The following is a 26,401-nucleotide window of genomic DNA, read 5'->3' as shown; positions in this document are numbered from 1 at the left end:
CATGAAACCAGTGTTCCCCTCCGGTCCTGCAACCCGCGCCGCGCTCTACGGAACAGGCGTCCTGTCTGCACTCAAAGCACTGGCCCTGGTCCTGATGGCCCAAGCCGTGGCCGGGATGCTCGCGGGCCTTGCCGGAGGTGAAGCCGACTGGCATGGCGGCCTGGTGTGGGGTGCCGTGGGTGCGGTGCTCAGGTCCTTCGCCGTGTGGGGCCAGGGCATCGCGTCCCGGCGTGCCGCCCTGGGCGTCAAAGAGGAACTGCGCGCGCAACTCCTGCGCAAAGCGCTGACCGACGGCGGAGCCTCCACCGGTGCCCGGGTCAACGATGGCGGACTGGCCATTCTTGCCACCCGGGGCCTGGACGCCCTGGACGACTACTACACGCAGTACCTCCCCGCCTTGGTTAACTGCGCGACCATACCCCTGTTGGTAGGTGCCAGGATTCTTTGGGCGGACTGGGTCAGTGCTGTGGTCATCGTCCTGACCGTGCCCTTGGTGCCGCTCTTCATGGTCCTCATTGGGCGGCACACCGAGGACAAGGTCCGCGAGGCGCAAACCACGCTGCGCACCCTGTCCGGCCACATCCTGGAATTGGCCAAGGGCCTGCCTGTCCTGGTGGGCTTGGGAAGGGCGGGCGACCAGCGCGCCGCCTTGGAGGATATCTCCGAGCAGTACCGGTCCCGGACCATGGCCACACTGCGTACCGCGTTCCTGTCAGCCCTGGCCCTTGAACTCATCGCCACGATCTCCGTGGCGGTGGTGGCAGTGTTCATCGGCGTGCGGCTGGTGGGTGGGGACATGGCCCTCGAAGCAGGTCTCCTGGCCCTGATCCTTGCGCCCGACTGCTACCTGCCCCTGCGCGAACTCGGTACGGCGCACCACGCCAGCGACGACGGCCGGGAGGCCCTCGAAACCACCAACGCCGTGCTGGCCGCCCCTGCCAGCACCCCGGTCACCAGTGATGCTCCCGGCACGTCCGGGCCGGCCGACGTCGTGGTTACCGATCTGGTGGTGGGCTATGCGGGAAGGCCGGGACCCGCCGTCGGGCCTTTGACGTTCACCGCACCAGCGGGGCGGGTTACCGCCCTGGACGGCCCAAGCGGTGCGGGAAAGACCACTGTCCTGGCTGTCCTGGCCGGCCTGGTGGGCAACGGAGCCGAAGCATCCGTAGCCGGCACCGTTGCGGGTGCCGGGACGGTTGCCTGGGTTCCACAGCATCCGGTCATGGCACGCGCAACGGTGCAGGACGAAATCCTGCTCTACCTCGGCGAAGCGTCGCAGGATCCGGCGATTGTTGCCCGGTTGCTGGACCAGGCCGCGGCCGGACATTTGGCAGGCAAGCATCCGGCGGAACTGAGCCCGGGAGAGCTGCGTCGGGTTGCCTTGGCACGTGGGCTCGCACGCCTTGAGTCAGGAGCCACGTTGCTGCTCTTGGACGAACCAACGGCCCACCTGGACCAACAATCAGCAGCCGTGGTGCGATCCGTCATCGGGTCCCTGCGTGGCCGTGCCACGGTGATCCTGGTGGCCCATGACGCCGCGACGCGACGGCTCGCGGACCACACCGTCCCCCTGGGGCGGGCCGGCGAACCAGCGGCTCAGGTGCCGGAACCCCTGTTGACTGTCAGCGGAACAGGGGACGTGGGGGCGGACGTCGCCGCGAAAGCCCGCAACGGTGTTTCCGTTACCGGTCGGACGGCGATTCTGGCATCCCTGGGCTCAGTCCTGAGACCGGTCCGCTGGAAATTCGCCGGTGCCGCCATGGTGGGCGTACTGGCCGCCTTGTTCGCGGTGGCGTTGTCCGGTTTGTCCGGATGGCTCATTATCCGGGCGAGCGAACAACCTCCCATCCTCTACCTGCTGGGCGCGATCGTGGGCGTCCGTTTCTTCGGCATTGGCCGGGCCGTGCTCCGGTACACCGAACGGCTGCTGACCCACGACGCCGTGTTCGCCGCGATGAGCCGTTTGCGTGGCTCCTTGTGGGAGGCGTTGAGCCGCCGTGCGCTGGCCCTGCGCAGACTGCTGCAGGGCGGAAACGTCCTGGGTTCGGTGGTGGATGACATCGACACCCTCCGGGACCTCCTTCCCCGGGTGGTTCTTCCACCCCTGGCAGCCGCAGGCGTTGCGGCCGGCGCCATCATCGCCACTGCGTTGGTGCTGCCCGCCGCGCTCCCGGCCACCCTCTTGGCGGCCGCCCTCGGCCTGGTGGCAGCTCCGTTGCTGGCACTTTTTGCTGACCGCAATGCCGCGACGGCCGAACAGAAACTCCACGCCACTATCCTGCGTGGAACCGCAGCGGCCCTGGACGCGCGTGCCGAACTCGCTGCCAACGGTGTGGCGGGTCCCGTCCTGGAGGCGCTCAAGGAACAGGACCGGGAAGCCACCCTCGCCGCGCAGCGTTCGGCATGGGCTGAGGGGCTGGGCCAGGCCGTCATTGTGCTGGCCTGCTCGCTGGCCGCGTTGTGGACCGGAGTCCTGGGTTCCGCGCCATCGTTGGACGGTGCAGTCAACCCCGCCTTGGTGGCCGTGATCGTCCTCATGCAGCTCGCCCTCGTGGAACCATACGCCGGAGTGGTGCCAGCCATCCGCCAAGCCCCTGCGCTCGCAGCCGTCCTGCGGCGGGTGGCCGGCGCAGGCGCGTTGGACGCAAGCCATGCCGGGCAAACCGACGACGGCGGCATCCACCCGCTGCCCGACCGGGACGGCGGCCCGGGACTCGAGCTGAGGGACGTCTCCGCGGCATGGCCGGGCGGCCCTGAGGTCTTCTCCGCGCTTTCCGCTGAGGCTGCGCCCGGACAGTGGCTCGCCGTCACCGGACCGTCGGGGTCGGGCAAGTCCACCTTGTTGTCGGTTCTGCTCGGCTTCCTCCAACCGTCCTCGGGGAGTGTCCGGCTAACCGGGAGTGCCGCGTGGTGTCCCCAGGAAGCACACCTCTTCGATTCCACGATCCGCGGCAATCTCCTCCTGGCCAGGCCTTCGGGAGACAAGCCGGGTGAAGCTGAGATGCGCAAGGCCCTCGCGGACGTGGGGTTGGATTCCTTGGTTGGTGGCCTGCCGGAGGGATTGGATACCAGGATCGGTCCCGGCGGAGCATTCCTCAGCGGCGGTGAACGGCAGCGGCTTGCCATGGCCCGGACACTCCTGACAGGGGCACAGGTGCTGCTGCTCGATGAACCGACGGCGCACCTGGATGCAGCCTCCGCCCGGGACATGATGGCGACCCTTCGGCACGGACTCCGGGATGTCACGGTAGTGCTGGTGACGCACAATCCAGCTGATATCGATGCCGCTGACGCCCGGTTGGAGCTGCAAGGGAAGTCCAGGGTCGCAGCTGAACTGGTGGCCCGCCAGACTCCTCAGTAGCCTGTTGGCATGGCCGAAGAGCACCCTCATGACGTTCCGCCGCACCAGGACTTACCGGCGGCCGAGGCAACGGGCCTGCGGTGGCAAGCCGCCACCGTGGACCAGCTCCACAACTGGGCCGCACTGATCGCCCGGACGGCCGCCGTCGAGCATCCTGCGTGGTTCGAGAAGTCCGGCGACCTGCTCCACATCCTGGAGTCAACCACCAACGATGCCCGGACCAGCACGCTCCTGGGCCTCGATGGCGACGGTGTGGCCCGGGCCTACGGCCGCATCGCCAAGAACCCGGACGGGGACAAGGCCACCGGCATGGGTTGCGTCGATCCTGGCTGGCAGCGTCGGGGGATCGGCTCGGCCGTCCTTGCCTGGCAGGAAGCGCGGACCATCAAGCGGTTCGCCGCGGATGCCGGGTCGGGGCACCTGGCGTCACAGCCCCGGCTTCGGGTGCGGACGGAAGAGCAGCACCGGCACCAGGCGGCCCTGCTGGAATCGCGTGGCTATGCGGCTGTGCGTTGGTTCAATGAGATGCACCGTCCACTGTCGGATCCCGCGCCCCTGGCGCCGCTCCCTCCAGGACTTGAACTGCGGACCCTGGACGCCTCGCTGCACGAGCAGGTCCGTTTGGCCCACAACGACGCGTTCAGGGACCACTGGGGCAGCGAACCGAGGGACCGGGAATCCTGGCGATTCACCATGGAAGAGCCCACGGCCCGGCACGACTGGAGCACGGTGGCGATCGACACGGCCTCGGGGACGGTGGCGGGATACCAGCTGGCCAGCTTCGACCCCGACGCAGCCGCTGACCGCGGGTTCACCGAGGGCTACACGGAACTGCTCGGTGTCCGGCGCGAATTCCGCGGCAGGGGGATCGCCCAGGCCCTGCTGGCCGATGCCATGCGCAGGTTCGCGGCGGACGGCATGGACATAGCCTCGCTGGATGTGGACTCGGCCAATCCCACGGGAGCGCTCGGTTTATACGTGGGCATGGGCTACAGGCCGGTGAGCCGGAGCATCACGTGGGAGAAGCGGTTGTAGCGCTGGCCTTCAGCCGTCGACGTCGTGCAAATGATGGACGACGTCGTGCAGGAAGTACTGCGAAAACGTCAGGACGGTGAAGGCCGAGCCGTTGCTCCGCGTGCCGGTCCGCTCCCATTCGTCCTGGACAACGCGTGCGAACGACTCAGCCACCTGCTCGCCTTCGGTGACCAGTTCGTCGGCGACCTGGCCGGGGTCGGACGATGCGTAGTCGCCATCGATGGCTGCCTGGTCCTGGTCCCAGTTGTCGAAGGCTGCATTCTCCTGCGTGAGCATCAGGTTCAAGCGCTGGCCAAAAAGCTCGAAGACGTCCCTGACGTGGCACGCATATTCCACGGGAGACCACGTGTGGTCATTGGGCCGGGTTGTTGCATCCTCACGCTTGAGGACCGAACGCCACCGGGGAAGCATGCTCAGGACGCTTCCGGGTACGGTCGCTGGCGTGACCGTCGAAGCATCGAATCCACATTCGGGGCAGGGCTCGGCGAGCACCCACGTCCAGTCTTTGTCCTCAGGAATGATTGGCATGCCGCCAGTCTATGCGGCTCCCTGCCCTGTACTGCGCAGGCGGTTAAACAGGTTCCGTTTGCCGATTGCTTCGCGTCGGCGCAGGAGTAGAGTTCGTTCCGGGAGGAGAGCCGGAAAGAGAGAATCATGCTCAAAGATCAGCAAGTGGCTGCCGTCCTGCCAGCATCGGACATTGCCCGGGCCCGCGCGTATTACAGCGAAAAACTCGGCCTCGAACCCGACAATCCGGACGACGACGACAACCTTCAATACAGGTGCGGAGATGGCACGGGATTCTTCGTTTACCAAACCGCCAACGCCGGAACAGCCAAGAACACCCAAATGGGCTGGAATGTGGATGACCTTGCCGCCACAGTGGCCGAACTCCGTGGAAAGGGCGTGGTTTTCGAAGACTACGACTTCCCCGGATTGAAGACAGAGGATGGCATCGCCACCATGCCCGATGGCACCGCGGCGGCCTGGTTCCTCGATACCGAGGGAAACATCCTGAGCCTGAACCAGATGGGCCGGAACGGCTGACACCCAAGGGGACGGGCCGGCAGCCTATTGAGGCCGCCGGCCTTTCCTTTGCTTCGCCTAGGCGCCGTCCGGAGCGGTTTCGGGCCACGCCATGCTCGGACCGATCGCCTCCACTGGTTGGGACAACGGCACGCCGGACCCATCCCTCCGGCCGTGTTCCTGCGGTAGGGCACGGGCAACGCCTGCACTGGTTGACGCCTTGGCCGGGCCGTGCCCTGCCCACGCCAGCAGGAGCGTGTCTTCGCCCTTGAGGAAACGGTGGGCTCGGACACCGCCCGTGGCGCGGCCCTTGGCCGGGTACTCCTCGAAGGCAGTCACTTTCGCCGTGCCCGGGGCCGTACCGGGCAGGGCGCCAACGGTCCCGGCGATGGTCACCACGACGGCGGCAGGATCGTTGGGGCGCACGGTACCGAAGTGGATCACTTCGTCTCCTGCAGCCAACTTGATGCCCGCCATGCCCCCAGCCGTGCGGCCCTGAGGCCGGACGTTGGACGCAGTGAACCGCAGCAACTGGGCTTGCTTGGTCAGGAAGACGAGATCGACGTCGTCCTCGTGCGCCGGTTCTACGGCGAGGACGGTGTCCTTGTCCTTGAGCGAGATGATCTCCCAGTCCTCGCGGTTCAGGGGATAGTCGGGCTGGACGCGCTTCACCACGCCCTGCACCGTGCCGATCGCCAGGATCTGGTCCAGCGGGACGAAGGCCACCAAGGCCTCGCCCTTGAGCAGCGTGATGAACTCCCTGGCCGGCACTCCGCCGGCCAGGTTCGGCAAACCGCTCACCGGCGGAAGCACAGGCATGTCCATCACCTGCAGGCGGAGCATCCGGCCCGTGGAGGTCACGGCCCCGATTTCGCCGCGGGCCGTGGTCTTGACCACCGAACGGAACACATCGTGTTTTGCCCGCGGACCCGATTCGGCGAGGGGTTCCTGGTTGGAGGTCCGGGCGATCTGGCCGGACATGCTGAGCAACGCCCAGCAGGGGTCGTCCGGAATTTCCAAGGGAAGCGCGGCGGCCTTGCCCTTGGGGCTCGGGGCGGCAGACGCCAGGGCGGCGGCGACCGTAGGAGACACGGCCTCGGATTCCAACAGGACTGTCCGGCGCGGAGTTCCGTACTTCTCCGCGATCTCGGCCAGCTCGCCGGAAACCAGCTCACGAAGCAACTGGTCGCTGCCCAGGATCGCCTCAAGGGCTTCGATTTCCCTGCGCAGCTCGTCCTGCTCTTTCTCCAGCTCGATGCGGGAGTACTTGGTGAGCTGGCGAAGGCGGAGCTCCAGGATGTAGTTGGCCTGGATCTCGGTGAGGTCGTAGATGGACATGAGGCGTTCGCGGGCCGCGGAAGCTTCATCGGATGACCGGATGATCTGGATGACTTCGTCAATGTCCACGATCGCGATCAAAAGGCCCTCCACCAGGTGGAGGCGGTCCTTCTTCTTGCCCAAGCGGAACGCCGTCCGCCGGCGGACCACATCCAGGCGGTGGTCCACGTACACCTGCAGGAGCTGCAGGAGCCCAAGCGTCTGCGGCTGGCCGTCTACCAGGGTGACGTTGTTGATACCGAAGGAATCTTCCATCGGGGAGAACCGGTAGAGCTGCTGGAGGACAGCGTTGGGATTGAAGCCGTTCTTCAGCTCGATCACCAGGCGCAAGCCGTGGTTGCGGTCCGTCAGGTCCACGACATCGCTGATGCCGGTCAGTTTCTTGGCGTTGACGGCATCCTTGATGCGCTCGATCACCTTCTCCGGGCCAACCATGTAGGGAAGTTCCGTCACCACCAGGCCGGTCCGCCGGGCAGTGAGCTGCTCCACTTCCACCTTGGCCCGGGTCTTGAAGGAACCGCGCCCGCCCGCGTAGGCGTCGCGGATGCCGTCCAGGCCGACGATCCGCCCACCCGTGGGCAGGTCAGGACCCGGGATGAACCTCATGATGTCATCCAGCGTGGCCTCGGGGTTGGCGATCAAATGCCGTGCGGCCGCGATGACTTCCACCAGGTTATGCGGAGCCATGTTGGTGGCCATGCCCACGGCGATGCCCGTGGTTCCATTCACCAGGAGGTTGGGGAACGCCGCCGGCAGGACTTCGGGTTGGGTCAGCTGGTTGTCGTAGTTGGGAACGAAGTCCACCACGTCTTCGTCGAGGTGGTCGGTCATGGTCAGGGCCGCTGCGGCCAGCCGGGCTTCCGTGTAACGGGGCGCGGCCGGACCATCGTCCAGCGAACCGAAGTTGCCGTGGCCGTCGATCAGCGGCAAGCGAAGGGAGAAATCCTGCGCCATGCGCACCATCGCGTCGTAGATCGCGGCGTCACCATGCGGGTGGAGCTTACCCATCACTTCGCCCACCACACGGGCGCTCTTGACGTGTCCGCGGTCGGGGCGGAGGCCCATGTCGGCCATCATGTAGAGGATGCGGCGTTGGACGGGCTTGAGGCCATCACGTGCGTCGGGAAGTGCACGCGAATAGATCACCGAGTAGGCGTACTCCAGGAAGGAGCCCTCCATCTCGGAAGTGACGTCAATGTCGACGATCGTCTCGGTGAAATCGCCGAGGGGCTCGCCTTTGCGTGCTGAAGTTTGGCTGCGGGCCATGGGTGCGGTGGATCCTTGAAAGTTGTACTGCGGATGTTTTAGCTAGGCTAAGCCTATGGTGGATCAGCCCGGGGTCGGCATTTATCCGGAATATTGGGAGGCCGATGTCGTCCTGCGCGACGGCGGAACCGCCCACCTTCGCCCCATCCGCCCGGAGGATGCAGACGCCCTGCAGGCCTTCCACGCAGGCCAGTCACAAGCCTCCATCTACATGCGTTTCTTCTCCTTCAAGGCCAAGCTCTCCGGCAAGGAAGTCCGGCGCTTCACCGAAGTGGACCACGTCAACCGCGTCGCGTTTGTCATCACCATCGGCGGCGAGATCGTGGGCGTCGGGCGCTACGACCGGCTGGACGACCCGGCCGAGGCCGAAGTCGCCTTCAACATCTCCGATTCCCATCAAGGCCGCGGCATCGGCTCCATCCTGCTGGAGCACCTGGCCGTCGCTGCCCGAGAAAACGGCATCCGCCGCTTCACCGCCGAAGTCCTGCCGGAGAACCGCAAGATGCTCATGGTCTTCGCGGATGCCGGTTACGACCTCACCCGCCAGTTCGACGACGGCGTCGTCAGCGTCGAATTCAACATCGACCCCACCGAGAAGTCGCGGGCTGTCATGGAGGCACGTGAGCACCGCGCAGAGGCGCGCAGCGTGCGCGACTTGCTGGCGCCGTCGTCCATTGCCGTCATCGGTGCAAGCCGCAAATGGGGAACCGTCGGCTACCAACTCCTCGAACACCTCATCGAAGGTGGCTTCAAGGGCCCCGTCTACGCCGTCAACCCGGAGGCGTTCGAACTGGCGGGCATGATCTCCTTCGCCCGCCTCTCCGACATACCTGGACCGGTGCAACTCGCCATCATCGCGGTTCCCTACGAGGAAGTCCCGGGAGTGGTGGATGATTGCGCGGCGGCCGGCGTCAAGGGACTCGTGGTGGCCACGGCGGGCTTCGCGGACGACGGCGAGCGGGGCCTCGCCCGCCAGCATGAACTGGTCAGGCGTGCCCGCGCCAACGGCATGCGCGTGATCGGCCCTGAATCGCTGGGCATCCTGAACACCCACCCGGACATCTCCCTCAACGCCTCCATGGCACCAACCATGCCGCCCAGGGGAGGGCTTGGCCTCTTCAGCCAGTCAGCAGCAGTGGGGGTGGCCGTCTACGCGGCAGCGAGCCGGCGCCGCCTCGGACTGTCGTCGTTCCTGTCGGCGGGGAACCGGGCCGATGTCTCCGGCAACGATGCCATGCAGTTCTGGGAAGACGATGCAGACACCTCCGCCGTCGGGCTTTACCTCGAATCCATTGGCAACCCCCGCAAGTTCTCCCGTCTTGCCCGAAGGTTGTCACGCAGCAAGCCCGTGATCGTCGCGAAGTCGGACGTGACCGGCCTCAGGCTTCCACCCGGACACGAAGTCCGGACCACCCAGGCGCCCGCGGCGGCAGTGGATGCCATGATGCGCCAGGCAGGAGTGATCCGCGTGGACACCATAGAGCAGCTCATGGACATCGCCCAGATCGTCTCCACACAGTCGCTCCCAGCCGGACCCGGATTGGCGGTCTTCGCCAATTCGGTGGCTCTTGCCACGGTGGTGGCGGACGCAGCGGCCCCCGCCAGACTCGACGTCAGGCGAACCATAACGGACGTTGACCTCGACGCCGGGATGTCGCTTGCGCTGCCGGCTTTCCGCAGTAGCCTGCAGGACATCCTCGCCGACGAATCGGTACACGCGCTCATTGCCGCGCTCCTGCCGGCGCGGGGCCTGACGGTGGCGGCGCTCGCAGAAGTCCTTGCCGAGTGCGCTGCGGAGGCCGGCAAACCAGTGGTGGCCGCGTTTACCGGAATCCTGGATCCGTCCGTGCATGTCGAGGGCATGGTGGGGCAGGACGGCGCACCGCAACTGCCTTGCTATTCCAATGCGGGGTCCGCGGTGGCCGCGTTGTCCGCGATCGTCCGTTACGCGCAATGGCGCGACCGCGACCAGGGCCTGTTCGTCGAGCCGGACGGGTGCGACGTCGAGGGCACCCGGGAAGCGGTGGCGTCGATGCTGTCCGGGGTGACAGGGGAGAAACTGCGAAAGCTCGACGCCGGAGCTGCCGCGGCGTTGCTGGCCGGTTACGGAATCGGCGTCGTACCGGCGATCGGCTTCGGCACGCCAGAGGAGGCCGTCGCGGCGGCCGAATCGATTGGATGGCCGGTGGTGCTCAAGACCACGGACCCCGCGCTGAGGCACCGGCTGGACCTTGGCGGGGTGCGCCTGGACATCCAGGACGCTGCATCGCTTCGCCAGAACATCGGACAAATGCGCCGGGCGCTGGAACCGTATGGATCCTCGTCGCTGGAAGTCCAGGCCATGGCTCCAGTGGGCCAGGCCTGCACCTTCCGGGCCATGGAGGACCCCTTGCTGGGGCCTGTAGTGTCCTTCGGCCTGGCAGGGGACGCCGTGAACCTCCTGGACGATTGGGCGCACCGGGTTCCGCCCCTGTCCGCAGCCGATGTGCATGACATCATCCGGTCGCCACGGGCATCCCGGAAGCTGTTCGGCTACCAAGGCCTGCCGGCGGTGGACGTCCCGGCCTTGGAAGACCTGGCTGCCCGGTTGGCAAAACTCAAGGACGACCATCCGGGGATCGCCCTGATCGAGTTCAACCCCGTGCTGGCCGGCCCCACGGGGGCAACCATCCTGGGGGCCGAAGTGTGGATCGGCAATGCGGCGCAACGGACGGACAGCGCGCGCCGGGCCATGCGGAACTAGTCCCTGACCACGCACGGCATGCGTTTGCTGCTGTGGGTTGCGGTTAGGAAGTCACCAAGCGATCTGTGAAAATGGGGGAATGAGCACCCAGTCTCCGACGCCTCAATCCCGCCCGTCCAACACCGGGCACCACACCGCGCGCAACCACAGTTCCCAAGCACAGAGCCTGGACCAGGCCCTGCAGCAGGCAGGTTTCTACCCGCGACTGGTGGCCGACGTCGTCGATGATGCCCTGGACGGCCGTGATTGCCTGTCCCACCTGGTGCACCTGGAAACCCATTTCGACAGGGCCGAGGTCCGGCGCCACATCACCGTGCTGGTACTGACGGAGGACATGCTGGTCATCACCCACGTGGACGACCAGCAACTGGATGAGGCCGGCGAGCAGATCGTGGCGCAGATTTCCACGGAGTCGGTGCCCGTGGCCCAGATCCGTTCCGTCGTGCTGAGCTACATGTACTCCCAACCCCAGGACTACAAACCGTCCGATCCTGTCCGCGAGCTGACACTCTCCATTGCCTGGTCCGGTGGACAGCGGCTGGACATGGGCCCGGCCAGTTGCGGCGATCCGCAGTGCGAGGCGGACCACGGGTACACGGGAACCATTGCACAGGAGGACATTGTGCTGCGGATCAGTGCCGAGGCGGACGGGCTCCAAGCCGTCCAGGATGCCAAGGTCTTCGCCCGGGCCTTGCGCGCCGTGAACACGGGCGTTTCCACACCCGTTCCGCATGCCGGCATACCTGCGCCGCGGCCACGCTCAGGCGTCTTCAGCAACCGCCTGGGTCGCGGACACCAGCGTTGAGGGTGGCGGGGCCAAACAGCGCCAACGCCGTGGCCGACGTGCCTTCACCGCCGCTGTTCGGCGATAAGTCGATCGCCGAGGTCCTGACCAGCGCCGCCGCCAGCCTGGGCGTTCCTGGCTTTGCCAACAAACTCCAGCTTCCGGCCAGCCAACGGGTTTGCGTAGTCCTGGCCGACGGATTGGGCCGTGCGCTCCTGAAACAAAAGGCATCGCATACACCGTTCCTTCGCTCTGTCCTCGCGGCAGGCCAGGGCAACGTCCCCACGTGGATCGACTCGGCCTTTCCGAGCACCACCGCGGCATCCCTCGCCAGCCTGGGGACGGGCTTGCCTGCCGGAAGCCACGGCATGGTGGGCTACGATGTCCTGGATCCCGCCCAGGACAAAGTGGTCAACCTGCTCGGCAACTGGGATGCCCACGTGGATCCCGCCCGTTGGCAACCCCACCCCACAATCTTTGAGCGGGTGTCCGACGAGGTGGACGTCGTGACGGTGAGCCTCCCGCAGTTCGGCAACTCGCCCATGACACAGGCCGCGCTTCGGGGCAGCCGCTTCGTCGGCGGCACAACACTCCATGCGCGGACCGCTGCTGCTGCCGAGGCGATGGCGTCCGGCGGGCCGTCGTTGATGTACTTCTACGTCAACGAGCTGGACAAGGCGGGCCACCGCCACGGCTGCCAGTCGGAGCGCTGGGAGCACCAACTCGAAGAGCTCGACGCCACGGTGAAGCGCTTGTCCACGTCCCTTCCCGCAGGCACCACCATCCTGGTCACGGGAGATCACGGAATGCTTGACGTTCCGGAGTCCCAACGCATCGATTATTCGGCCGATGCGTCCCTGGTGGAGGGCGTCCGTCATACGGCTGGAGAGCCGCGCATGGTCCATCTGTACCTTGAGCCGGATGCAGGCGAGGCCACGCGGGAGTCACTCATGGCGGCGTGGCGGAAACGGTTCGGGGAGCGGATCTGGTTGTTCACCCGCGAACAGGCCGTCTCGGCCGGTTTGTTCGGCGACGTCGAGGCACAGGTGTCGCCCCGCATCGGAGACGTCATGGTGGCGGCACGGGACACGCTCGCGCTGTACGACACCAGGCGTGTCCGGCCGACGTCCCTTGAAGTAGTGGGTCAGCACGGCTCCCTGACCAAGGCTGAACGGGAAGTTCCGTTCCTCTGCCTTTCTGCCACCGGCAAGAAGGGTGCCCGTGGCTGAGCTGGTCTTCTTTTCCGGCACCATGGACTGCGGGAAATCGACGCTCGCGCTGCAGATGGACCACAACCACAGGGCACGGGGCCGGGGAGGCGTGCGTTTCAGCTGTAATGACCGGGCGGGGGAATCCATTATTTCCAGCAGGCTTGGGCTGCAGACCGACGCCGTGGAGGTGCACGGCTCCACCGATTTTTGGGATGAGGTGGTGGTCCGGCGGACCAGCGGACTCCGGGTGGACTACCTGATTTGCGACGAAGCCCAGTTCTATTCGGCGGCCCAAGTGGAGCAACTGGCCCGCCTGGTGGACGAGATGGATGTGGATGTCTTCGCCTTCGGGATCACCTCGGACTTCCGTACCAGGCTGTTTCCCGGTTCGCAGCGCTTGATTGAACTCGCGGACAAAGTCCAGGTCCTCCAGGTCGAGGCTCTGTGCTGGTGTGGCCGCCGCGCTACCCAAAACGCCCGGACCGTGGACGGCATCATGGTGGTGGAGGGCGAGCAGGTCATGGTTGGCGACGTCGCGCCGGGGGATGACGCACTGATGGATGACGCTCTGATGGATGACGACCCGCCGGTAGCCGGCGTGGTGGAATACGAGACACTCTGCCGCCGGCACTACATGCGGCGCGTCACGGCCCACGGTGCCAACCTCATGGCAGGGTCCGACCAAACATTGCCGTTCGACATTGAGGCATGCCTGTGGCCAGGGGCAGGGGAGTTGCGTCGGAGTTAGTCTCCCCGGGCCCCGAAGACGATCTCGTCCCAACTGGGGATGCTGGACCGCTTGGGCCGCGAAGGCTGGCGTTCGGCGGGTGCTTCGTCTGCCTTGGGAGCGGGGCGTTCTTTGGGGCCGGCGGCGGAGCCATCGCTGGGCGCGGGGTGGCGCCGGGATCCGGCCGGGGCTGGACCACCCAGCAACTCATCGAGGCCTGCCCGCTGGACAGGGCCATCGCCCGGAGTGTCGGCTGCGGTGGATGCTTCCTCGTCCGCGAGGGGTGCATCGGCTGACGCCGGCAGTTCGTCAAGCGGGGGTACCGGCCGCAGCGGGCCGGCCACGACGGTAATCTCGCGCGTTTCGGTACTGACGCCGTCGTGCAGCCGAAGGGAATCGTCGGCGTCGTCGGATTCAACATGGCGGGGTGCGAGGCTGAGCCGCGACAGGATGGACGGGCGGCCGTCCCCGCGTGCAGGTTCGCTTGCCGGCTGGGTATCCGGTGCGGTGTGATCCCCGCCGGTTTCATCGTGCTGGTCCTGGCCTTCGTCTTCGGGGCGGGGGTGCGCGGCCGGGACGTTGCTCAACAGGACGGCCAAGGCGTCGTCGGCGTCTTCGTCCACTCCAAGGCGCTGTCCACGCCGCGAGCGAAGCATCTCCAGGAGATTGTCCGAATCCTTCGCAGAAGCCCGCAAGGACGCGCCGGCGTCTGCTTCGACGTCGAAAGGCCGGTCCGAGACGGCCGCCAGCCGGCGCGCCGGAACAGGGCCGTCCAGCGGCTCAAGTTCGCTTAGCTGCTGGGCCCAACGGTTGGCGTTGTGCAGTGACTTCCGTTGTGGACTGAAAGTCCACATGGCAGGGGGTTCTTCGCCGATGGTCCCGTCGGAGCCGGGCACGGTTTCAAAGCGCGCGACGACGGTCCACGTGCCGTCGGTGCGGCGCCAGGAATCCCATTCGACGGTGGCAGGGTCAATGCCGTGGGCCGACAACCTGTGGGCGACCATCTCGCCCAGAGTGGCGGGGTTGTCCCCGAAGGCCGAACGGTGGGCGTCATGGCCAGGGGAGGGAGCAGCCACTTCCACGTTGCGTGCCTGCTGTGCCACATACTCGCGTTCGGCAAGGACAGGTCCTTCGTAGCGTTGGACGTTCGCGAGGGGTATGCCGGACAGCTCGGACACTTCTGCGGCGGTTGAACCGCTGCGGATCCTTGCCTGGATGTCCCTGGGCGACATGGCCACGGGAGTGATGGAGGCGCGTGCTGCGACCTGGGCAGGGGTCCGGCTCGCCGCGGCCCGCAAGGCCTCGTCGATCGGAAGCTGGAACATCGCACCGCCGGGACCGCTCAAGAGGAGATGCCCGCCGTCGTCGTGGACGCCTACCAGCCGTAGATCCTGCATAACACCCTCCACCACATGGCATAACTGACATTCGAAACTCTGCCACCCACGCTGCCCTTTTCCTACTAGGAGAAAGGGCGTGCCGTGATATTCCGGCGAAAACAGCCTTCTCCGCCGTCGGGAGAGGCCACTGCCCGAGCTATGGACAATCGTGTGTCAGGGGAGGAAAATCTGGCCGATACCGGGCACAAATCCGGGGAGTCCTACGTTACATCCCTACAGCCGCTGCGGGCTGCGAAGCCCACCGCGGAATTCCAACCGCATCAAGCATCGAGGATAAGAAAGACCATGGCCACGGACTACGATGCCCCTCGGAAGACCGAGGAAGACGTCAGCGAGGACTCGATCGAGGAACTCAAGACGCGCCAGTCGGGAAAGCAATCCTCGGCTGTGGACGTGGATGAAACGGAACTGGCCGACGGCTTCGAACTGCCGGGAGCCGACCTTTCAGGCGAAGAGCTGCTCATCCAGGTCATGCCGGCCCAAGCCGACGAGTTCACCTGCTTCAACTGCTTCCTGGTGAAGCACCGTTCACAGATCGCCGCCGAGCGGAACGGCCACCTGTACTGCACGGAGTGCGAAAGCTAGGAAACCTGCTGTCGGTCCAGCGCGGCAACCAGTTCCTGTGGCCTGCGCGAGGAAGCAATCCAGTAAGGCGTGCGGTCGGCAGGATCGGTGATTTCGATCTTGACCACGGGATCGATCCAGCCGCGGAAGCACATATAGGCCAGGCCATTGAGGCGGGGACCGCGTTCGGCGGTCGCTTCGCCCTTGGTAAACGCCTCAACGGATCCGACGAACTTCCGGTCGATGCTGGCCCTGCCCACCCGCAGGGTGTCCTTGGTGACGGAAATCGTGGGGGTGGAGAGCACCAGCAACGTGGTCATGATCGCGAGGAGCACCAGTGCGGCGATGACGCCTGCAGCGGGGCTGATGGGAGCGAACATCAGGATCCCGGCGCTTGAGAGGCCAACCACCACAATCCAGATCCAGATGGTGGGCCACAGCTTTTCCTTGAACAGGACCTCTCCTGGAGTGGAGGAGTTCCGGGCAGGCAAAGGGGCGGACTGGTCAGGCGTAGGCATGGGTCCAGCTTATCCGCCGTCGAGGGGAGGCCGCTCCACGTAGAATGGACCACTGTGAGCAATGAGACCGCAGTATTCAGTAATGACTCCCTTTCCCCGGAAGCCGAAAGCGGTGACTCCGCCTCCTACGGCGCGCCAACCCTCGAGGTACAGCTGAAAATGCTCGACGCCGGCTTGGAAGCGCCCTCGTATGCGCACCCGGGTGATGCTGGTGCTGACTTGCGGGCACGCGTAGACGTGTCCCTGGCGCCAGGGGAGCGGAAACTTGTTCCCACCGGTGTCTCGATCGCCCTACCCAACGGCTTTGTCGCACTGATCCACCCCCGTTCCGGCCTGGCAACCAAGCACGGACTGACCGTGGTGAATGCTCCGGGAACAGTCGACGCCGGGTACCGGGGCGAAATCGCCGTCACTTTGCTCAACACCGACCAGAGCCAGGCGATTGAGCTCAAGCGCGGGGATAGGATTGCCCAAATGGTGATCCAGCGCGTGGAATATGCCCGCTTCGTCGCCGTTGACGAGCTTTCCGATTCCGTCCGTGGGACCGGCGGCTTCGGTTCCACCGGTGGCTTCAACGCCCCGGTGGCCTGACCATCCACACCCACCAGGCAGATGCGCAGGCTGTTGCCCGCCGCATTGCCGTACTTCGGCATGGGTGCGGTTTACTTGGGGATAGACCACTACTAAGGAGAAAACCCAATGGTTTTTGGGCGCGGCAAGAAGTCCAAGGCTGAGCGGCCGGAAGCGGCCGTCATCGACGAGGAGAACGCAGCCCCGGGGCCGGCCGACGCCGAGCCCGCCAAAGGCGACCTTCGGCTGGCCAAGGGTCCGTGGGACAGCGACGAGATCGAGGACCGGGACGGTTACGTCGATCTCGGAGCCTTGCTGATCGCCCCCGCCGAGGGTCTGCAGCTTCGGCTCGAAGTCGAGGAAGCCACCCAGCGCGTCGTGGCAGTGACCATGGACCTGGCCGGCTCCAGCCTCCAGCTCCAGGCCTTCGCGGCTCCCCGTTCAGAAGGTCTGTGGGAGGAGATCCGCGAGCAGATCAGCCAATCCGTGGCAAGCCAGGGCGGCGAGACTGAAGAAGTCGCCGGTACCTTCGGCACCGAGCTTGTCGCCAAGCTTCCGGCCGAAGCTGCCGATGGCAGCCGTGGCTTCCGGGCAGCCCGCTTCATGGGCGTGGACGGTCCGCGCTGGTTCCTTCGCGGTGTCCTTGGCGGTGCCGCCGCGCTGGAGAAGGATGCCGCGGCCGGGCTGGAAGAGTTGTTCCGCCAGGTTGTGGTGGTTCGCGGGGACAACCCCATGCCTCCGCGCGAACTCCTGCAGCTGCGGTTGCCGAAGGACGCTACTGCCTCGGGACAGCCGGCCGCCCCGCACGACGAACCCTCCGTACAGCGGCCGGAGCGGGGTCCGGAGATCACCCAGATTGGCTGAAACCGCAGGACGGCCCGTTCAGGGCACCCAACGGCAGGGCACCGCGCCGGGCGTCAGGGACCTCCCCGTCCGTGGCCGGGCCGTGTGCACGGGCTTCATCGAATCGGTAACCCACCAGCCACCCAGCGAACAGCCGTTCTTTTCGGCGATCGTAGTTGACGCCCTGGAGCACAGCTCACTGTCCACGCTCGGTGGGACGGCCAGGAAGCCCTATGAGCGGCTTCGGGTCATTTGGCTGGGCAGGAACCGGGTTCCCGGCATCGAAGCCGGCGCCCAGTTGCGGCTGAATGGGATGGTCACCGAGGTCGATGGCTTGCCGGCCATGTTCAATCCACGCTACGAAATACTTTCCCGTCAGGAGCACCGATGACCTCCGCCAATGGACCGGACCCCAAGGACCCTGCCGGGGCAAACCCTGCCGCCGATCCCGTGCAGCCACCGTCGCCGGAAGCGCAGACAATGGCCGGCCTTGCCGCAGGTTATGCGGAGAAAGCGGGACTGCACCGGAACAGCTCCGGACACGTGGACCTGCTCAAATCAGCCGGGGGTGTGCAGGGTATCGCCGAGAGCATCCTCCCGGGCCTGGTGTTCCTGGTGGCCTTCACCATCATGCGGGACCTGACGGTTTCCCTGGTGGCCGCCTTGGCGGTTGCCGCCGCTTTCACCGTGGCCAGGCTTATCCAGAAGCGGCCGTTGACCCAAGCGCTGGCCGGAGTGGTCGGCGTCGGAATTTCCGCTTGGCTCGCCAACACCACGGGTAAGGCCGAGGATTTCTACGTCCTGGGCTTCTTCACGAACATCGCGTACATCGCGGGCATGGTGCTTTCGATCGCCCTGAAGTGGCCCATCGCCGGACTCCTGTTCGGCTTTGTGCGCAACGAAGGCCTGGACTGGCGCAAGGACCCCGAGCGGCTGCGGGCCTACCGCCTGGGCACCTGGATTGTGGTGGCCGTGCTGGCCTTGCGGTTGGTTGTCCAGGTTCCGCTCTACTTCATGGGTGAGGCGGGACTGACGGCCCTCGCTACCACCCGCCTCATCATGGGAGCGCCGCTGTACATCCTGGGACTGTGGGTGGCTTGGCTTGTGACCAAGCCCGCGCCTCAGCCGTCGAAGCCGTCGTCGTCCGCGGACTGATCAGAAACTTCCGCCGACCCGTCGCGCGGTCCCTGCCCGGCCATCGAATCCGGGGACAGGAGCGCCCGGAGGCCGTCCTCCGCGGCGATGGTGGTGACGAAGAACAACTCGTCGCCACCGTCCAGGACATCGTCCCTGCTGGGCGTGATGGGGGCTTGGTCGCGCAGGATGGCCACCAGCGTTGAATCCTCGGGCCACTCGATGTCACCCACCGTGCTGCCGATGACGTGCGAGTCGTGGGGAACGGTGAACTCGACGATGGAGGCCACCCCGGTTTGCAAGGTCAGCAGGCGGACGATGTCACCAATTTCCACCGCTTCCTCCACCAGGGCGGTCATGAGTTGGGGCGTGTTGACCGCGACGTCGACGCCCCAGGAGTCGTTGAACATCCAGTCGTTCTTGGGGTTGTTGACCCGGCCAACCGTTCGGCCCACGCCGAATTCGGTCTTGGCCAGGAGCGAGACCACCAGGTTGACCTTGTCGTCGCCTGTAGCCGAAACCACGACGTCGGCGTCCTCCAGTTTGGCGTCCTGCAGCGTGCTCAGTTCGCAGGCGTCGCCCACCAACCAGCGTGCACCACGCAGCCCGCTGCGCCCGATGACTTCCGGCTTGAGGTCGATCAGGAGGATCTGGTGGTTGTGGGCCAGCAGTTCACGGGCGATCGACGAGCCGACGCTGCCTGCTCCAACGATGACGACTTTCACTAATTCTCCTTGGCAGGGGCTTTGGCGAGGATCCGGCTGATATCCGAGGACCGGTCCAGGCTCAGCATGGCGTGCACAGTATCGCCTTCCTGGTAGGCCGTACCGGCCTGGGGCAGCAGGCCTTCGCCGAAGCGGGTGAGGAAGGCAATGCGGATCCCGGCCGCGGCCTCGATGGAGTCCAGGCTGTGGCCGATCCAGCCCTCGTGAAGGTCCACTTCGGCCAGCACCAGCCGTCCGGACGGCTCGCGGTAATCGCCTGAGAGGTGCTGCTCCGGAAGGATGCGGCGCAACACCTGGTCCGCGCTCCAACGCACGGCGGCAACGGTGGGGATGCCGAGACGTTGGTAGATTTCGGCCCGGCCGGGGTCGTAGATGCGCGCCACGACGTGGGCTACGTGGAAGGTTTCCCGGGCTACGCGCGTGGCGAGGATGTTCGAATTGTCGCCGCTGGAGACTGCGGCGAAGGCGTAGGCCTCTTCGACGCCTGCCTGCTTCAGGGTGTCCCGGTCGAAGCCGACGCCGGTTACCTTGCGTCCCGTGAAGGTGTTGCGCAGCCGGCGGAACGCGCGCTCATCCTGGTCGATGATGGCCACGGAATGCCCCGCATCCTCCAAAGTGTGTGCCAGGGTTGCGCCAACGCGGCCACAACCCATGATCACGAAGTGAGCCACCGTGTCTCCTTTTGTCTTTGTCCGTGCCGCTGCGTATGACTTTACCGGTGCGACGGGCGTAAGCAGGCGACCGCCGTCATGACATCGCGGGGGATTCAGAGTAGCTTTGCGGAGTGCTGACAATACTGAATGCAGTGAAGCGGGTGTTGGTGGGCCGACCCTTCCGGAACGACCGCTTGTCCCACACCCTGTTGCCTAAACGCATCGCCTTGCCGATCTTCGCCTCGGATGCCCTGTCCTCCGTGGCTTACGCACCCGACGAAATCCTCCTGACACTCGCGTTGGCAGGCGTCAGCGCCGTGGCGTTCTCCCCGCTGGTTGGCCTGGCCGTCATGGTGGTCTTGCTCACAGTGGTGGCCTCCTACCGCCAGAACGTGCACGCCTATCCCTCCGGTGGCGGCGACTATGAGATCGCCAACGTGAACCTCGGAAAATACGCCGGCCTGACGGTCGCGTCGGCCCTCCTGGTGGACTACGTCCTGACCGTGGCCGTGTCCATGTCCTCGGCGGCCGCCTACCTCACCACGGCCATTCCTGCCCTGCACGGCGAACAGGCCCTCATCGCAACCATCGGCGTGGTGATCCTGGCCCTGGTCAACCTCCGCGGCATCAAGGAAGCGGGAACCGTCTTTGCCGTTCCCACCTACATCTTCATGGCCTCGATCCTGGGCATGACCGTGGTGGGCATCTTCCAGGCCCTCACCGGCCAACTCGGCGAAGCCCCCTCCGCCAACTTCACCATCGTCCCGGAAGCCGGTTTCGACGAGGGCCTCGTGGGCCTGGCCGGCGCGTTCCTCCTGCTGCGGGCGTTCTCCTCCGGCGCCGCGGCGCTGACCGGCGTCGAAGCCATCAGCAACGGCGTCCCCAACTTCCAGAAGCCCAAGAGCAAGAACGCCGCCACCACCTTGCTGCTCCTCGGCGCCATCGCAGCGGCCATGCTTGCCGGCATCCTCTACCTGGCCAACGCCACGAAGGTACACATCGTCCTGGACCCGGCCACCGAGTTCCTGATGGACGGCAAGCCGCTGCCGGAGGGGTACATCCAGAACCCCGCCATCAGCCAGATCGCCGATACCATCTTCGGTGCGGGCTCCATACCCTTCTACATCGTGGTGGCGGCAACAGGCATCATCCTGGTGTTCGCCTCCAACACGGCGTTCAACGGCTTTCCGGTGCTGGGCTCCATCCTGGCCCAGGACGGTTACCTCCCGCGCCAGCTGAGGACGCGTGGCGACAGGTTGGCGTACAGCAACGGTGTCCTGGCCCTTGCCGCGGGCGCGTTGGTGCTCATCCTGTCCTTCAACGCCGATGTCACCAAGCTGATCCAGCTGTACATCGTGGGTGTTTTCATTTCCTTCACCGCCAGCCAGCTCGGCATGGTCCGGCACTGGGGCCGCGAACTCAAGCTGGCCCGGGACAAGGCCATCCGCCGCAGGATCATCAAGTCGCGCACCATCAACATGGTGGGCTTCGGCATGACCGCGCTGGTGCTGGTGATCGTCCTGATCACCAAGTTCGAGCAGGGCGCCTGGATTGCCTTGCTGGCCATGTTCGTGTTGTTCCTCATTATGTGGAGCATCCGGGCGCACTACGACAATGTGGCCAAGGAACTGGCCGTTGACGAGGACTCCTCGCCGCGGGCCCTGCCCACGCGCGTCCACGCTGTGCTCCTGGTCTCGCATGTGCGCAAGCCTGTGCTCCGTGCACTGGCCTACGCCCGTGCATCCCGGCCGTCCCGCCTGGATGCCATCACGGTGGACATCAACGCAGAAGAGACCGAGCACACCGTCCGTGACTGGGAGAAGCTGGAAATTCCCGTACCCTTGACTGTTCTGGCCAGTCCCTACCGTGAGACGGTCACGCCCATCATGGAGTACGTCAAGAACATGCGGCGCGACTCCCCCCGCGACCTGATCGTTGTTTACATCCCCGAATATGTGGTGGGCAAATGGTGGGAACAACTGGTCCACAACCAAACCGCACTCAGAATCAAGACGCGGCTGCACTTCGAACCCGGCGTCATGGTCGCCAGCGTTCCATGGCAGCTGAAGTCCTCCGAAGAAGCAAAGGCATTGCAGGATACCCAATGAGTTCCAACAGCGTTTCCCCCCACTCCGCAGGCACGGGCAAGCACGAGGGGCCCGGCACTGAGCTGGTGGTGGACGTTGGTCCGATCGCCCACGGCGGCCACTTCGTCGCCCGCCACGAAGGACGGGTTATCTTCGTCCGCCACGGCATTCCCGGCGAGAAAGTGCGGATCCGGCTCACCGACTCCGGCGACTCGTCGCGCTTCTGGCGGGCCGACGTCGTCGACGTCCTGGAAGCTTCGCCTGACCGGGTGCAGCACTTCTGGAAGCCGGCCGACTCGCCAGGCTCGTGGCGCCGCGGCGGCCCGCCGGTGGGCGGCGCCGAACTCGGCCACGTGTCCCTCCGCCGGCAACGGGCGCTGAAGGCCGAAGTGTTGGCCGAGCAGCTCAAGCGGCTTGCCGGCCTCGACCTCGCCACCGAGGTGGAACCGGTTGGAGATGCGGACGACGCCGGACTCGGCTGGCGTACGCGCGCCAGCTTCGCCGTCACCTCCAAGGGCCGCCTGGGCATGCATGCCCACCGGTCCGACGCCGTGATCCCGGTCCACGAAATGCCGTTGGCCCATCCCGGAATCAATGATCTCCGGCTGTGGGACCTTGACCTGACGGGAATTGCCCGGGTGGAAGTCGCCGTTCCGGCAAACGGCTCCCGGCCCCTGGTCCTGCTTGCTCCGGAGGAAGGAACCAGCCCCAAGCGCTTGCACGGCATCCTGACGCGGCTGCCGCAGGACATTTCCGTTGCGAGCTTCGACCCCACCAAGGGCCACGTGTTGCAACTTCGCGGACGCACCTGGGTGCAGGAGTCGGCAGCGGGGCACGAATACCGCGTGACGGGGGAGGGCTTCTGGCAGATCCACAAGGATGCTCCGGAAACCCTGGTGAACGCCGTGACCGGCTACCTCAGTGGTGGCGGTTACCTGCAGCCGGGCGCCGCAGTGGCGGACCTGTATGCCGGCGCAGGCCTCTTTACGGCACCGCTGGCGGACGCCGTCGGCGTGACCGGGTCCGTCCTTTCGGTGGAAGGCGCCCCGGGGACCAGCCGCGATGCCCGCAAGAACCTGCACGGCGAACCGCAGGTGGAAATCGTCCAGGGCAGGGTTGAGCGTGTCCTGCACCAGAGGGCCAGGAGCTTCGATTCGTTGGTCCTCGATCCGCCGAGGGCCGGTGCCGGCAAGGCCGTTGTGCGTCAGTTGATGGAAACCGGACCCCGCGCGATCGCTTATGTGTCATGCGATCCGGCATCGTTTGCCCGTGATTTGGGTTACTTCCACCAGGGAGGTTGGAGGTTGGAGAGCCTCCGGGCCTTCGACCTCTACCCGCATACGCACCACCTTGAGACGGTGGGGCTCTTGGTTCCGGCAAGCTAGGCAGGGAACAGTGCGGCAAACGGGATACATGCCACTACGATGGGCGTAGTAGTCCCGGTCCGCTGCCGCACTGTGCCTCCGGACCGGGGTGACCAAGAGAAAGTGCCGCCGGGCTAAGTAAGGTGCGCCTAACTGGCTAGCGGCCAACCACGCGACAAAGATAAAACCTGTTGCGAGAGGAGTCCTGCCATGAGCACTGTGGACAGCTTCGGTTCCAAAGGCGTACTGAATGTAGCCGGCACCGATTATGAAATTTTCCGGTTGAACTCCGTAGAGGGCGCAGACAGCCTTCCGTTCAGCCTCAAGGTATTGCTTGAAAACCTCCTGCGGACTGAGGATGGCGCCAATATTACGGCTGACCACGTCCGCGCCCTGGCCGGTTGGGACCCCAATGCGGAGCCCGATACCGAAATCCAGTTCACCCCGGCCCGAGTCATCATGCAGGACTTCACCGGTGTTCCCTGCGTTGTTGACCTCGCCACCATGCGTGAAGCAGTCAAGGAACTCGGCGGCGACCCCAAGCGCGTCAACCCGCTGGCACCCGCAGAAATGGTCATCGACCACTCCGTCCAGATCGACGCCTTCGGCAACGCCGGCGCGCTGGAGCGCAACATGGAGATCGAATACCAGCGCAATGGCGAGCGTTACCAGTTCCTGCGCTGGGGACAGACCGCCTTCGACGATTTCAAGGTTGTTCCTCCGGGAACCGGAATCGTCCACCAGGTCAACATCGAATACCTGGCACGCACCGTCATGACCCGCGAAGTGGACGGCGTCGTCCGTGCCTACCCGGACACCTGTGTGGGTACCGACTCGCACACCACCATGGTCAATGGCCTTGGCATCCTTGGTTGGGGCGTTGGCGGCATCGAAGCCGAGGCAGCCATGCTCGGCCAGCCCGTTTCCATGCTGATTCCCCGCGTTGTTGGCTTCAAGCTCAACGGCAGCATCCCGGCCGGTGCCACCGCTACCGACGTCGTTCTGACCATCACCGAAATGCTGCGCAAGCACGGCGTGGTGGGCAAGTTCGTCGAATTCTACGGTGAAGGCGTCGCCGCAGTGCCGCTGGCAAACCGTGCAACCATCGGCAACATGAGCCCGGAGTTCGGTTCCACGGCTGCCATGTTCCCGATCGACGACGTCACCCTCGATTACCTGCGCCTGACCGGCCGCTCCGAGGAGAACGTCGCCCTGGTGGAGGCGTACACCAAGGAACAGGGCCTCTGGCACGATCCTTCCCGCGAACTGCGCTTCTCCGAGTTCCTTGAGCTGGACCTGTCCACTGTTGTTCCGTCCATCTCCGGCCCGAAGCGTCCGCAGGACCGCATCGAGCTCAGCGATGCCAAGGAGCAGTTCCGCAAGGACATCCACAACTACGTCGCCATCGAAGACGGCAGCGTGGATGAGTCCCTGGATGAGTCCTTCCCGGCCTCGGACGCCCCGTCCTTCACGCACGCCGATTCCCACACCACGGACACGGCACGTGTTGCATCCGCCGCGAACGGTGCGCACGGCCGCCCGTCTTCGCCGGTGCATGTCACCACTGCTGACGGCCGCGAATTCGAGCTGGACCACGGTGCTGTGTCGATCGCGTCGATCACGTCCTGCACCAACACCTCCAACCCGTCCGTCATGCTGGCAGCGGCCCTCCTGGCCCGCAATGCCGTTAACAAGGGCCTGACCGCCAAGCCGTGGGTCAAGACCTCTGTTGCTCCCGGCTCCAAGGTGGTCACCGACTACTACGAGAAGTCCGGACTGACCCCGTACCTGGAGAAGCTCGGCTTCTACATCGTCGGCTACGGCTGCGCCACCTGCATCGGCAACTCCGGCCCGCTGGAGCCCGAAATCTCCGAGGCCATCCAGAAGAACGACCTCTCCGTGACAGCGGTCCTCTCGGGTAACCGCAACTTCGAAGGCCGTATCAACCCGGACGTCAAGATGAACTACCTGGCGTCCCCGCCGCTGGTCATCGCTTACGCCCTGGCCGGCTCCATGGACTTCGACTTCGATGCCGATGCCCTGGGCACCGATTCCGAAGGCAACGAAGTATTCCTGAAGGACATCTGGCCCAACCCCTCCGAGGTGCAGGAAGTCATCGACTCCTCCATCGACGAGGGCATGTTCGCCAAGGGCTACGAAGGCGTCTTCGAGGGCGACGAGCGCTGGAAGGCACTCGACACCCCCGCCGGCGACACCTTCGCTTGGGCTGAGGACTCCACCTACGTCCGGAAGCCCCCATACTTCGAAGGCATGAAGGCGCAGCCGGATCCGGTCAAGGACATCCAGGGTGCACGCGTGCTCCTGAAGCTTGGCGATTCCGTCACCACGGACCACATCTCCCCGGCCGGCTCGTTCAAGTCGGACACCCCGGCCGGCCAGTACCTCCTGGCCAACGGTGTGGAGCGCAAGGACTTCAACTCCTACGGTTCCCGCCGTGGCAACCACGAGGTCATGATCCGCGGTACCTTCGCCAACATCCGCATCAAGAACCAGCTCCTGGACGGCGTCGAAGGTGGCTTCACCCGCGACTTCAGCCAGGAAGGTGCCCCGCAGGCCTACGTCTACGATGCCGCCCAGAACTACCAGGCCGCAGGTACGCCGCTGGTTGTCCTGGCAGGCAAGGAGTACGGCTCCGGCTCGTCCCGTGACTGGGCAGCCAAGGGCACGGCCCTCCTGGGCGTCAAGGCTGTCATCGCCGAAAGCTACGAGCGCATCCACCGCTCCAACTTGATCGGCATGGGCGTCCTTCCCCTGCAGTTCCCGGCAGGCGAGTCCGCAGCAACGCTCGGCCTCACCGGCACGGAGACGTTCGCGGTGGAAGGCGTGACCGAGCTGAACAACGGCACCACGCCCAAGACGCTCAAGGTCACGGCAACGGCAGAGGACGGTTCCACCAAGTCCTTCGACGCCGTGCTGCGCATCGATACCCCGGGTGAAGCGGACTACTACCGCAACGGCGGCATCCTGCAGTACGTCCTGCGCCAGATCTCGGCATAAGGAACCGGCTGCACAGCTGATTCCGTGCATGGCA

The 26,401-nt window shown here is 65.6% G+C and carries 21 protein-coding genes; 15 read left to right on the top strand and 6 right to left on the bottom strand.

Annotation, left to right across the window (positions count from 1 at the left end):
- Position 1: 1 nt before the first annotated feature.
- Together cydD and ACH488_RS05720 are read left to right on the top strand one after the other, a co-directional pair.
- Positions 2-3,361: a thiol reductant ABC exporter subunit CydD gene (cydD, locus tag ACH488_RS05725; protein ID WP_397322822.1), complete on the top strand. Its 3,360-nt coding sequence runs from the start codon at positions 2-4 to the stop codon at positions 3,359-3,361.
- 9 nt (positions 3,362-3,370) lie between these two features.
- Complete coding sequence (locus ACH488_RS05720) at positions 3,371-4,396, top strand: GNAT family N-acetyltransferase (RefSeq protein ID WP_397322821.1); 1,026 nt, start codon at positions 3,371-3,373, stop codon at positions 4,394-4,396.
- Between the two features lie 9 nt (positions 4,397-4,405).
- Here ACH488_RS05720 and ACH488_RS05715 read toward each other — a convergent pair whose 3' ends face one another.
- Positions 4,406-4,924 carry a DinB family protein gene (locus ACH488_RS05715; protein WP_397322820.1) on the bottom strand — a complete coding sequence of 173 codons (519 nt, stop codon included), beginning with the start codon at positions 4,922-4,924 and terminating at the stop codon, positions 4,406-4,408.
- A gap of 126 nt (positions 4,925-5,050) precedes the next feature.
- Between ACH488_RS05715 and ACH488_RS05710 the strand changes: the two genes are divergently transcribed.
- Positions 5,051-5,443 (top strand): VOC family protein, encoded by a 393-nt coding sequence (locus ACH488_RS05710; RefSeq protein ID WP_397322819.1) that lies wholly within the window; start codon positions 5,051-5,053, stop codon positions 5,441-5,443.
- Positions 5,444-5,500: 57 nt separating this feature from the next.
- On the opposite strand, the gene ACH488_RS05705 is transcribed toward ACH488_RS05710, so the two are convergent.
- Entirely contained in the window at positions 5,501-8,026 is a 2,526-nt protein-coding gene (locus tag ACH488_RS05705) for a DNA topoisomerase (ATP-hydrolyzing) subunit A (RefSeq protein WP_397322818.1), read from the bottom strand.
- Positions 8,027-8,081: 55 nt separating this feature from the next.
- On the opposite strand from ACH488_RS05705, the gene ACH488_RS05700 reads away from it, so the two are divergent.
- The 4 genes from ACH488_RS05700 to ACH488_RS05685 all read left to right on the top strand — a co-directional run bounded on the left by ACH488_RS05700 (position 8,082) and on the right by ACH488_RS05685 (position 13,512).
- Positions 8,082-10,769 (top strand): GNAT family N-acetyltransferase, encoded by a 2,688-nt coding sequence (locus tag ACH488_RS05700; RefSeq protein WP_397322817.1) that lies wholly within the window; start codon positions 8,082-8,084, stop codon positions 10,767-10,769.
- A 79-nt stretch (positions 10,770-10,848) separates the two neighbouring features.
- Positions 10,849-11,574, top strand: a complete 726-nt coding sequence (locus ACH488_RS05695; protein ID WP_397322816.1) for a DUF5998 family protein — start codon at positions 10,849-10,851, stop codon at positions 11,572-11,574.
- A gap of 2 nt (positions 11,575-11,576) precedes the next feature.
- Positions 11,577-12,782, top strand: coding sequence for an alkaline phosphatase family protein (locus ACH488_RS05690; protein WP_397322815.1), 1,206 nt, complete (start codon positions 11,577-11,579; stop codon positions 12,780-12,782).
- A complete protein-coding gene (locus ACH488_RS05685; protein WP_397322814.1) occupies positions 12,775-13,512 on the top strand; it encodes a thymidine kinase in 738 nt (245 codons plus the stop codon). Before ACH488_RS05690 ends, ACH488_RS05685 begins: the two co-directional genes overlap by 8 nt.
- Here ACH488_RS05685 and sepH read toward each other — a convergent pair.
- A complete protein-coding gene (gene sepH / locus ACH488_RS05680) occupies positions 13,509-14,888 on the bottom strand; it encodes a septation protein SepH (RefSeq protein WP_397322813.1) in 1,380 nt (459 codons plus the stop codon). The genes ACH488_RS05685 and sepH overlap by 4 nt on opposite strands.
- A gap of 288 nt (positions 14,889-15,176) precedes the next feature.
- Between sepH and ACH488_RS05675 the strand changes: the two genes are divergently transcribed.
- Positions 15,177-15,476 (top strand): DUF4193 domain-containing protein, encoded by a 300-nt coding sequence (locus ACH488_RS05675; RefSeq protein ID WP_397322811.1) that lies wholly within the window; start codon positions 15,177-15,179, stop codon positions 15,474-15,476.
- On the opposite strand, the gene ACH488_RS05670 is transcribed toward ACH488_RS05675, so the two are convergent.
- Positions 15,473-15,973 (bottom strand): DUF3093 domain-containing protein, encoded by a 501-nt coding sequence (locus tag ACH488_RS05670; RefSeq protein WP_397322810.1) that lies wholly within the window; start codon positions 15,971-15,973, stop codon positions 15,473-15,475. The genes ACH488_RS05675 and ACH488_RS05670 overlap by 4 nt on opposite strands.
- Positions 15,974-16,027: 54 nt before the next feature.
- Between ACH488_RS05670 and dut the strand changes: the two genes are divergently transcribed.
- From dut to ACH488_RS05650, 4 genes are all read left to right on the top strand, one after another.
- Positions 16,028-16,564 carry a dUTP diphosphatase gene (gene dut / locus ACH488_RS05665; protein ID WP_397322808.1) on the top strand — a complete coding sequence of 179 codons (537 nt, stop codon included), beginning with the start codon at positions 16,028-16,030 and terminating at the stop codon, positions 16,562-16,564.
- A 108-nt stretch (positions 16,565-16,672) separates the two neighbouring features.
- Entirely contained in the window at positions 16,673-17,407 is a 735-nt protein-coding gene (locus ACH488_RS05660; RefSeq protein WP_397322806.1) for a DUF3710 domain-containing protein, read from the top strand.
- Positions 17,400-17,777, top strand: coding sequence for a hypothetical protein (locus ACH488_RS05655; RefSeq protein ID WP_397322805.1), 378 nt, complete (start codon positions 17,400-17,402; stop codon positions 17,775-17,777). Before ACH488_RS05660 ends, ACH488_RS05655 begins: the two co-directional genes overlap by 8 nt.
- Positions 17,774-18,541 carry a DUF3159 domain-containing protein gene (locus ACH488_RS05650; RefSeq protein ID WP_397322804.1) on the top strand — a complete coding sequence of 256 codons (768 nt, stop codon included), beginning with the start codon at positions 17,774-17,776 and terminating at the stop codon, positions 18,539-18,541. Before ACH488_RS05655 ends, ACH488_RS05650 begins: the two co-directional genes overlap by 4 nt.
- Here the strand turns inward: ACH488_RS05650 and ACH488_RS05645 are convergent.
- The gene (locus ACH488_RS05645) at positions 18,508-19,245 is read right to left on the bottom strand and encodes a potassium channel family protein (RefSeq protein ID WP_397322803.1); all 738 of its coding nucleotides are present in this window, start codon (positions 19,243-19,245) and stop codon (positions 18,508-18,510) included. The genes ACH488_RS05650 and ACH488_RS05645 overlap by 34 nt on opposite strands.
- Positions 19,245-19,916 carry a potassium channel family protein gene (locus ACH488_RS05640; protein ID WP_397322802.1) on the bottom strand — a complete coding sequence of 224 codons (672 nt, stop codon included), beginning with the start codon at positions 19,914-19,916 and terminating at the stop codon, positions 19,245-19,247. The genes ACH488_RS05645 and ACH488_RS05640 overlap by 1 nt, the downstream gene beginning before the upstream one ends.
- 113 nt (positions 19,917-20,029) lie before the next feature.
- Between ACH488_RS05640 and ACH488_RS05635 the strand changes: the two genes are divergently transcribed.
- The 3 genes from ACH488_RS05635 (at position 20,030) to acnA (ending at position 26,367) form a co-directional block, all read left to right on the top strand.
- On the top strand, positions 20,030-22,006 hold the full coding sequence (locus ACH488_RS05635) for an APC family permease (RefSeq protein WP_397322801.1): 1,977 nt from the start codon (positions 20,030-20,032) through the stop codon (positions 22,004-22,006).
- Positions 22,003-23,370, top strand: coding sequence for a class I SAM-dependent RNA methyltransferase (locus ACH488_RS05630; protein WP_397322800.1), 1,368 nt, complete (start codon positions 22,003-22,005; stop codon positions 23,368-23,370). The genes ACH488_RS05635 and ACH488_RS05630 overlap by 4 nt, the downstream gene beginning before the upstream one ends.
- Positions 23,371-23,559: 189 nt before the next feature.
- Entirely contained in the window at positions 23,560-26,367 is a 2,808-nt protein-coding gene (gene acnA / locus ACH488_RS05625) for an aconitate hydratase AcnA (protein WP_397322799.1), read from the top strand.
- The last annotated feature ends 34 nt before the right edge of the window (positions 26,368-26,401 follow it).

It is taken from the genome of Paenarthrobacter sp. NPDC018779 (assembly GCF_044391085.1).
Classification (GTDB): domain Bacteria; phylum Actinomycetota; class Actinomycetes; order Actinomycetales; family Micrococcaceae; genus Arthrobacter.
The sequence above is the reverse complement of the archived record's forward strand: the minus strand, read 5'-3'. Positions and strand labels throughout refer to the sequence as shown.

Excerpts from the sequence above, each read along its gene's own strand:
- ACH488_RS05660 (WP_397322806.1), top strand. The coding sequence starts at position 16,673 with ATGGTTTTTGGGCGCGGCAAGAAGTCCAAGGCTGAGCGGCCGGAAGCG.
- acnA (WP_397322799.1), top strand. The coding sequence starts at position 23,560 with ATGAGCACTGTGGACAGCTTCGGTTCCAAAGGCGTACTGAATGTAGCC.
- sepH (WP_397322813.1), bottom strand. The coding sequence starts at position 14,888 with ATGCAGGATCTACGGCTGGTAGGCGTCCACGACGACGGCGGGCATCTC.
- ACH488_RS05675 (WP_397322811.1), top strand. The coding sequence starts at position 15,177 with ATGGCCACGGACTACGATGCCCCTCGGAAGACCGAGGAAGACGTCAGC.
- cydD (WP_397322822.1), top strand. The coding sequence starts at position 2 with ATGAAACCAGTGTTCCCCTCCGGTCCTGCAACCCGCGCCGCGCTCTAC.
- ACH488_RS05720 (WP_397322821.1), top strand. The coding sequence starts at position 3,371 with ATGGCCGAAGAGCACCCTCATGACGTTCCGCCGCACCAGGACTTACCG.
- ACH488_RS05715 (WP_397322820.1), bottom strand. The coding sequence starts at position 4,924 with ATGCCAATCATTCCTGAGGACAAAGACTGGACGTGGGTGCTCGCCGAG.
- ACH488_RS05700 (WP_397322817.1), top strand. The coding sequence starts at position 8,082 with ATGGTGGATCAGCCCGGGGTCGGCATTTATCCGGAATATTGGGAGGCC.
- ACH488_RS05695 (WP_397322816.1), top strand. The coding sequence starts at position 10,849 with ATGAGCACCCAGTCTCCGACGCCTCAATCCCGCCCGTCCAACACCGGG.
- ACH488_RS05710 (WP_397322819.1), top strand. The coding sequence starts at position 5,051 with ATGCTCAAAGATCAGCAAGTGGCTGCCGTCCTGCCAGCATCGGACATT.
- ACH488_RS05650 (WP_397322804.1), top strand. The coding sequence starts at position 17,774 with ATGACCTCCGCCAATGGACCGGACCCCAAGGACCCTGCCGGGGCAAAC.
- ACH488_RS05670 (WP_397322810.1), bottom strand. The coding sequence starts at position 15,973 with ATGCCTACGCCTGACCAGTCCGCCCCTTTGCCTGCCCGGAACTCCTCC.
- ACH488_RS05630 (WP_397322800.1), top strand. The coding sequence starts at position 22,003 with ATGAGTTCCAACAGCGTTTCCCCCCACTCCGCAGGCACGGGCAAGCAC.
- ACH488_RS05705 (WP_397322818.1), bottom strand. The coding sequence starts at position 8,026 with ATGGCCCGCAGCCAAACTTCAGCACGCAAAGGCGAGCCCCTCGGCGAT.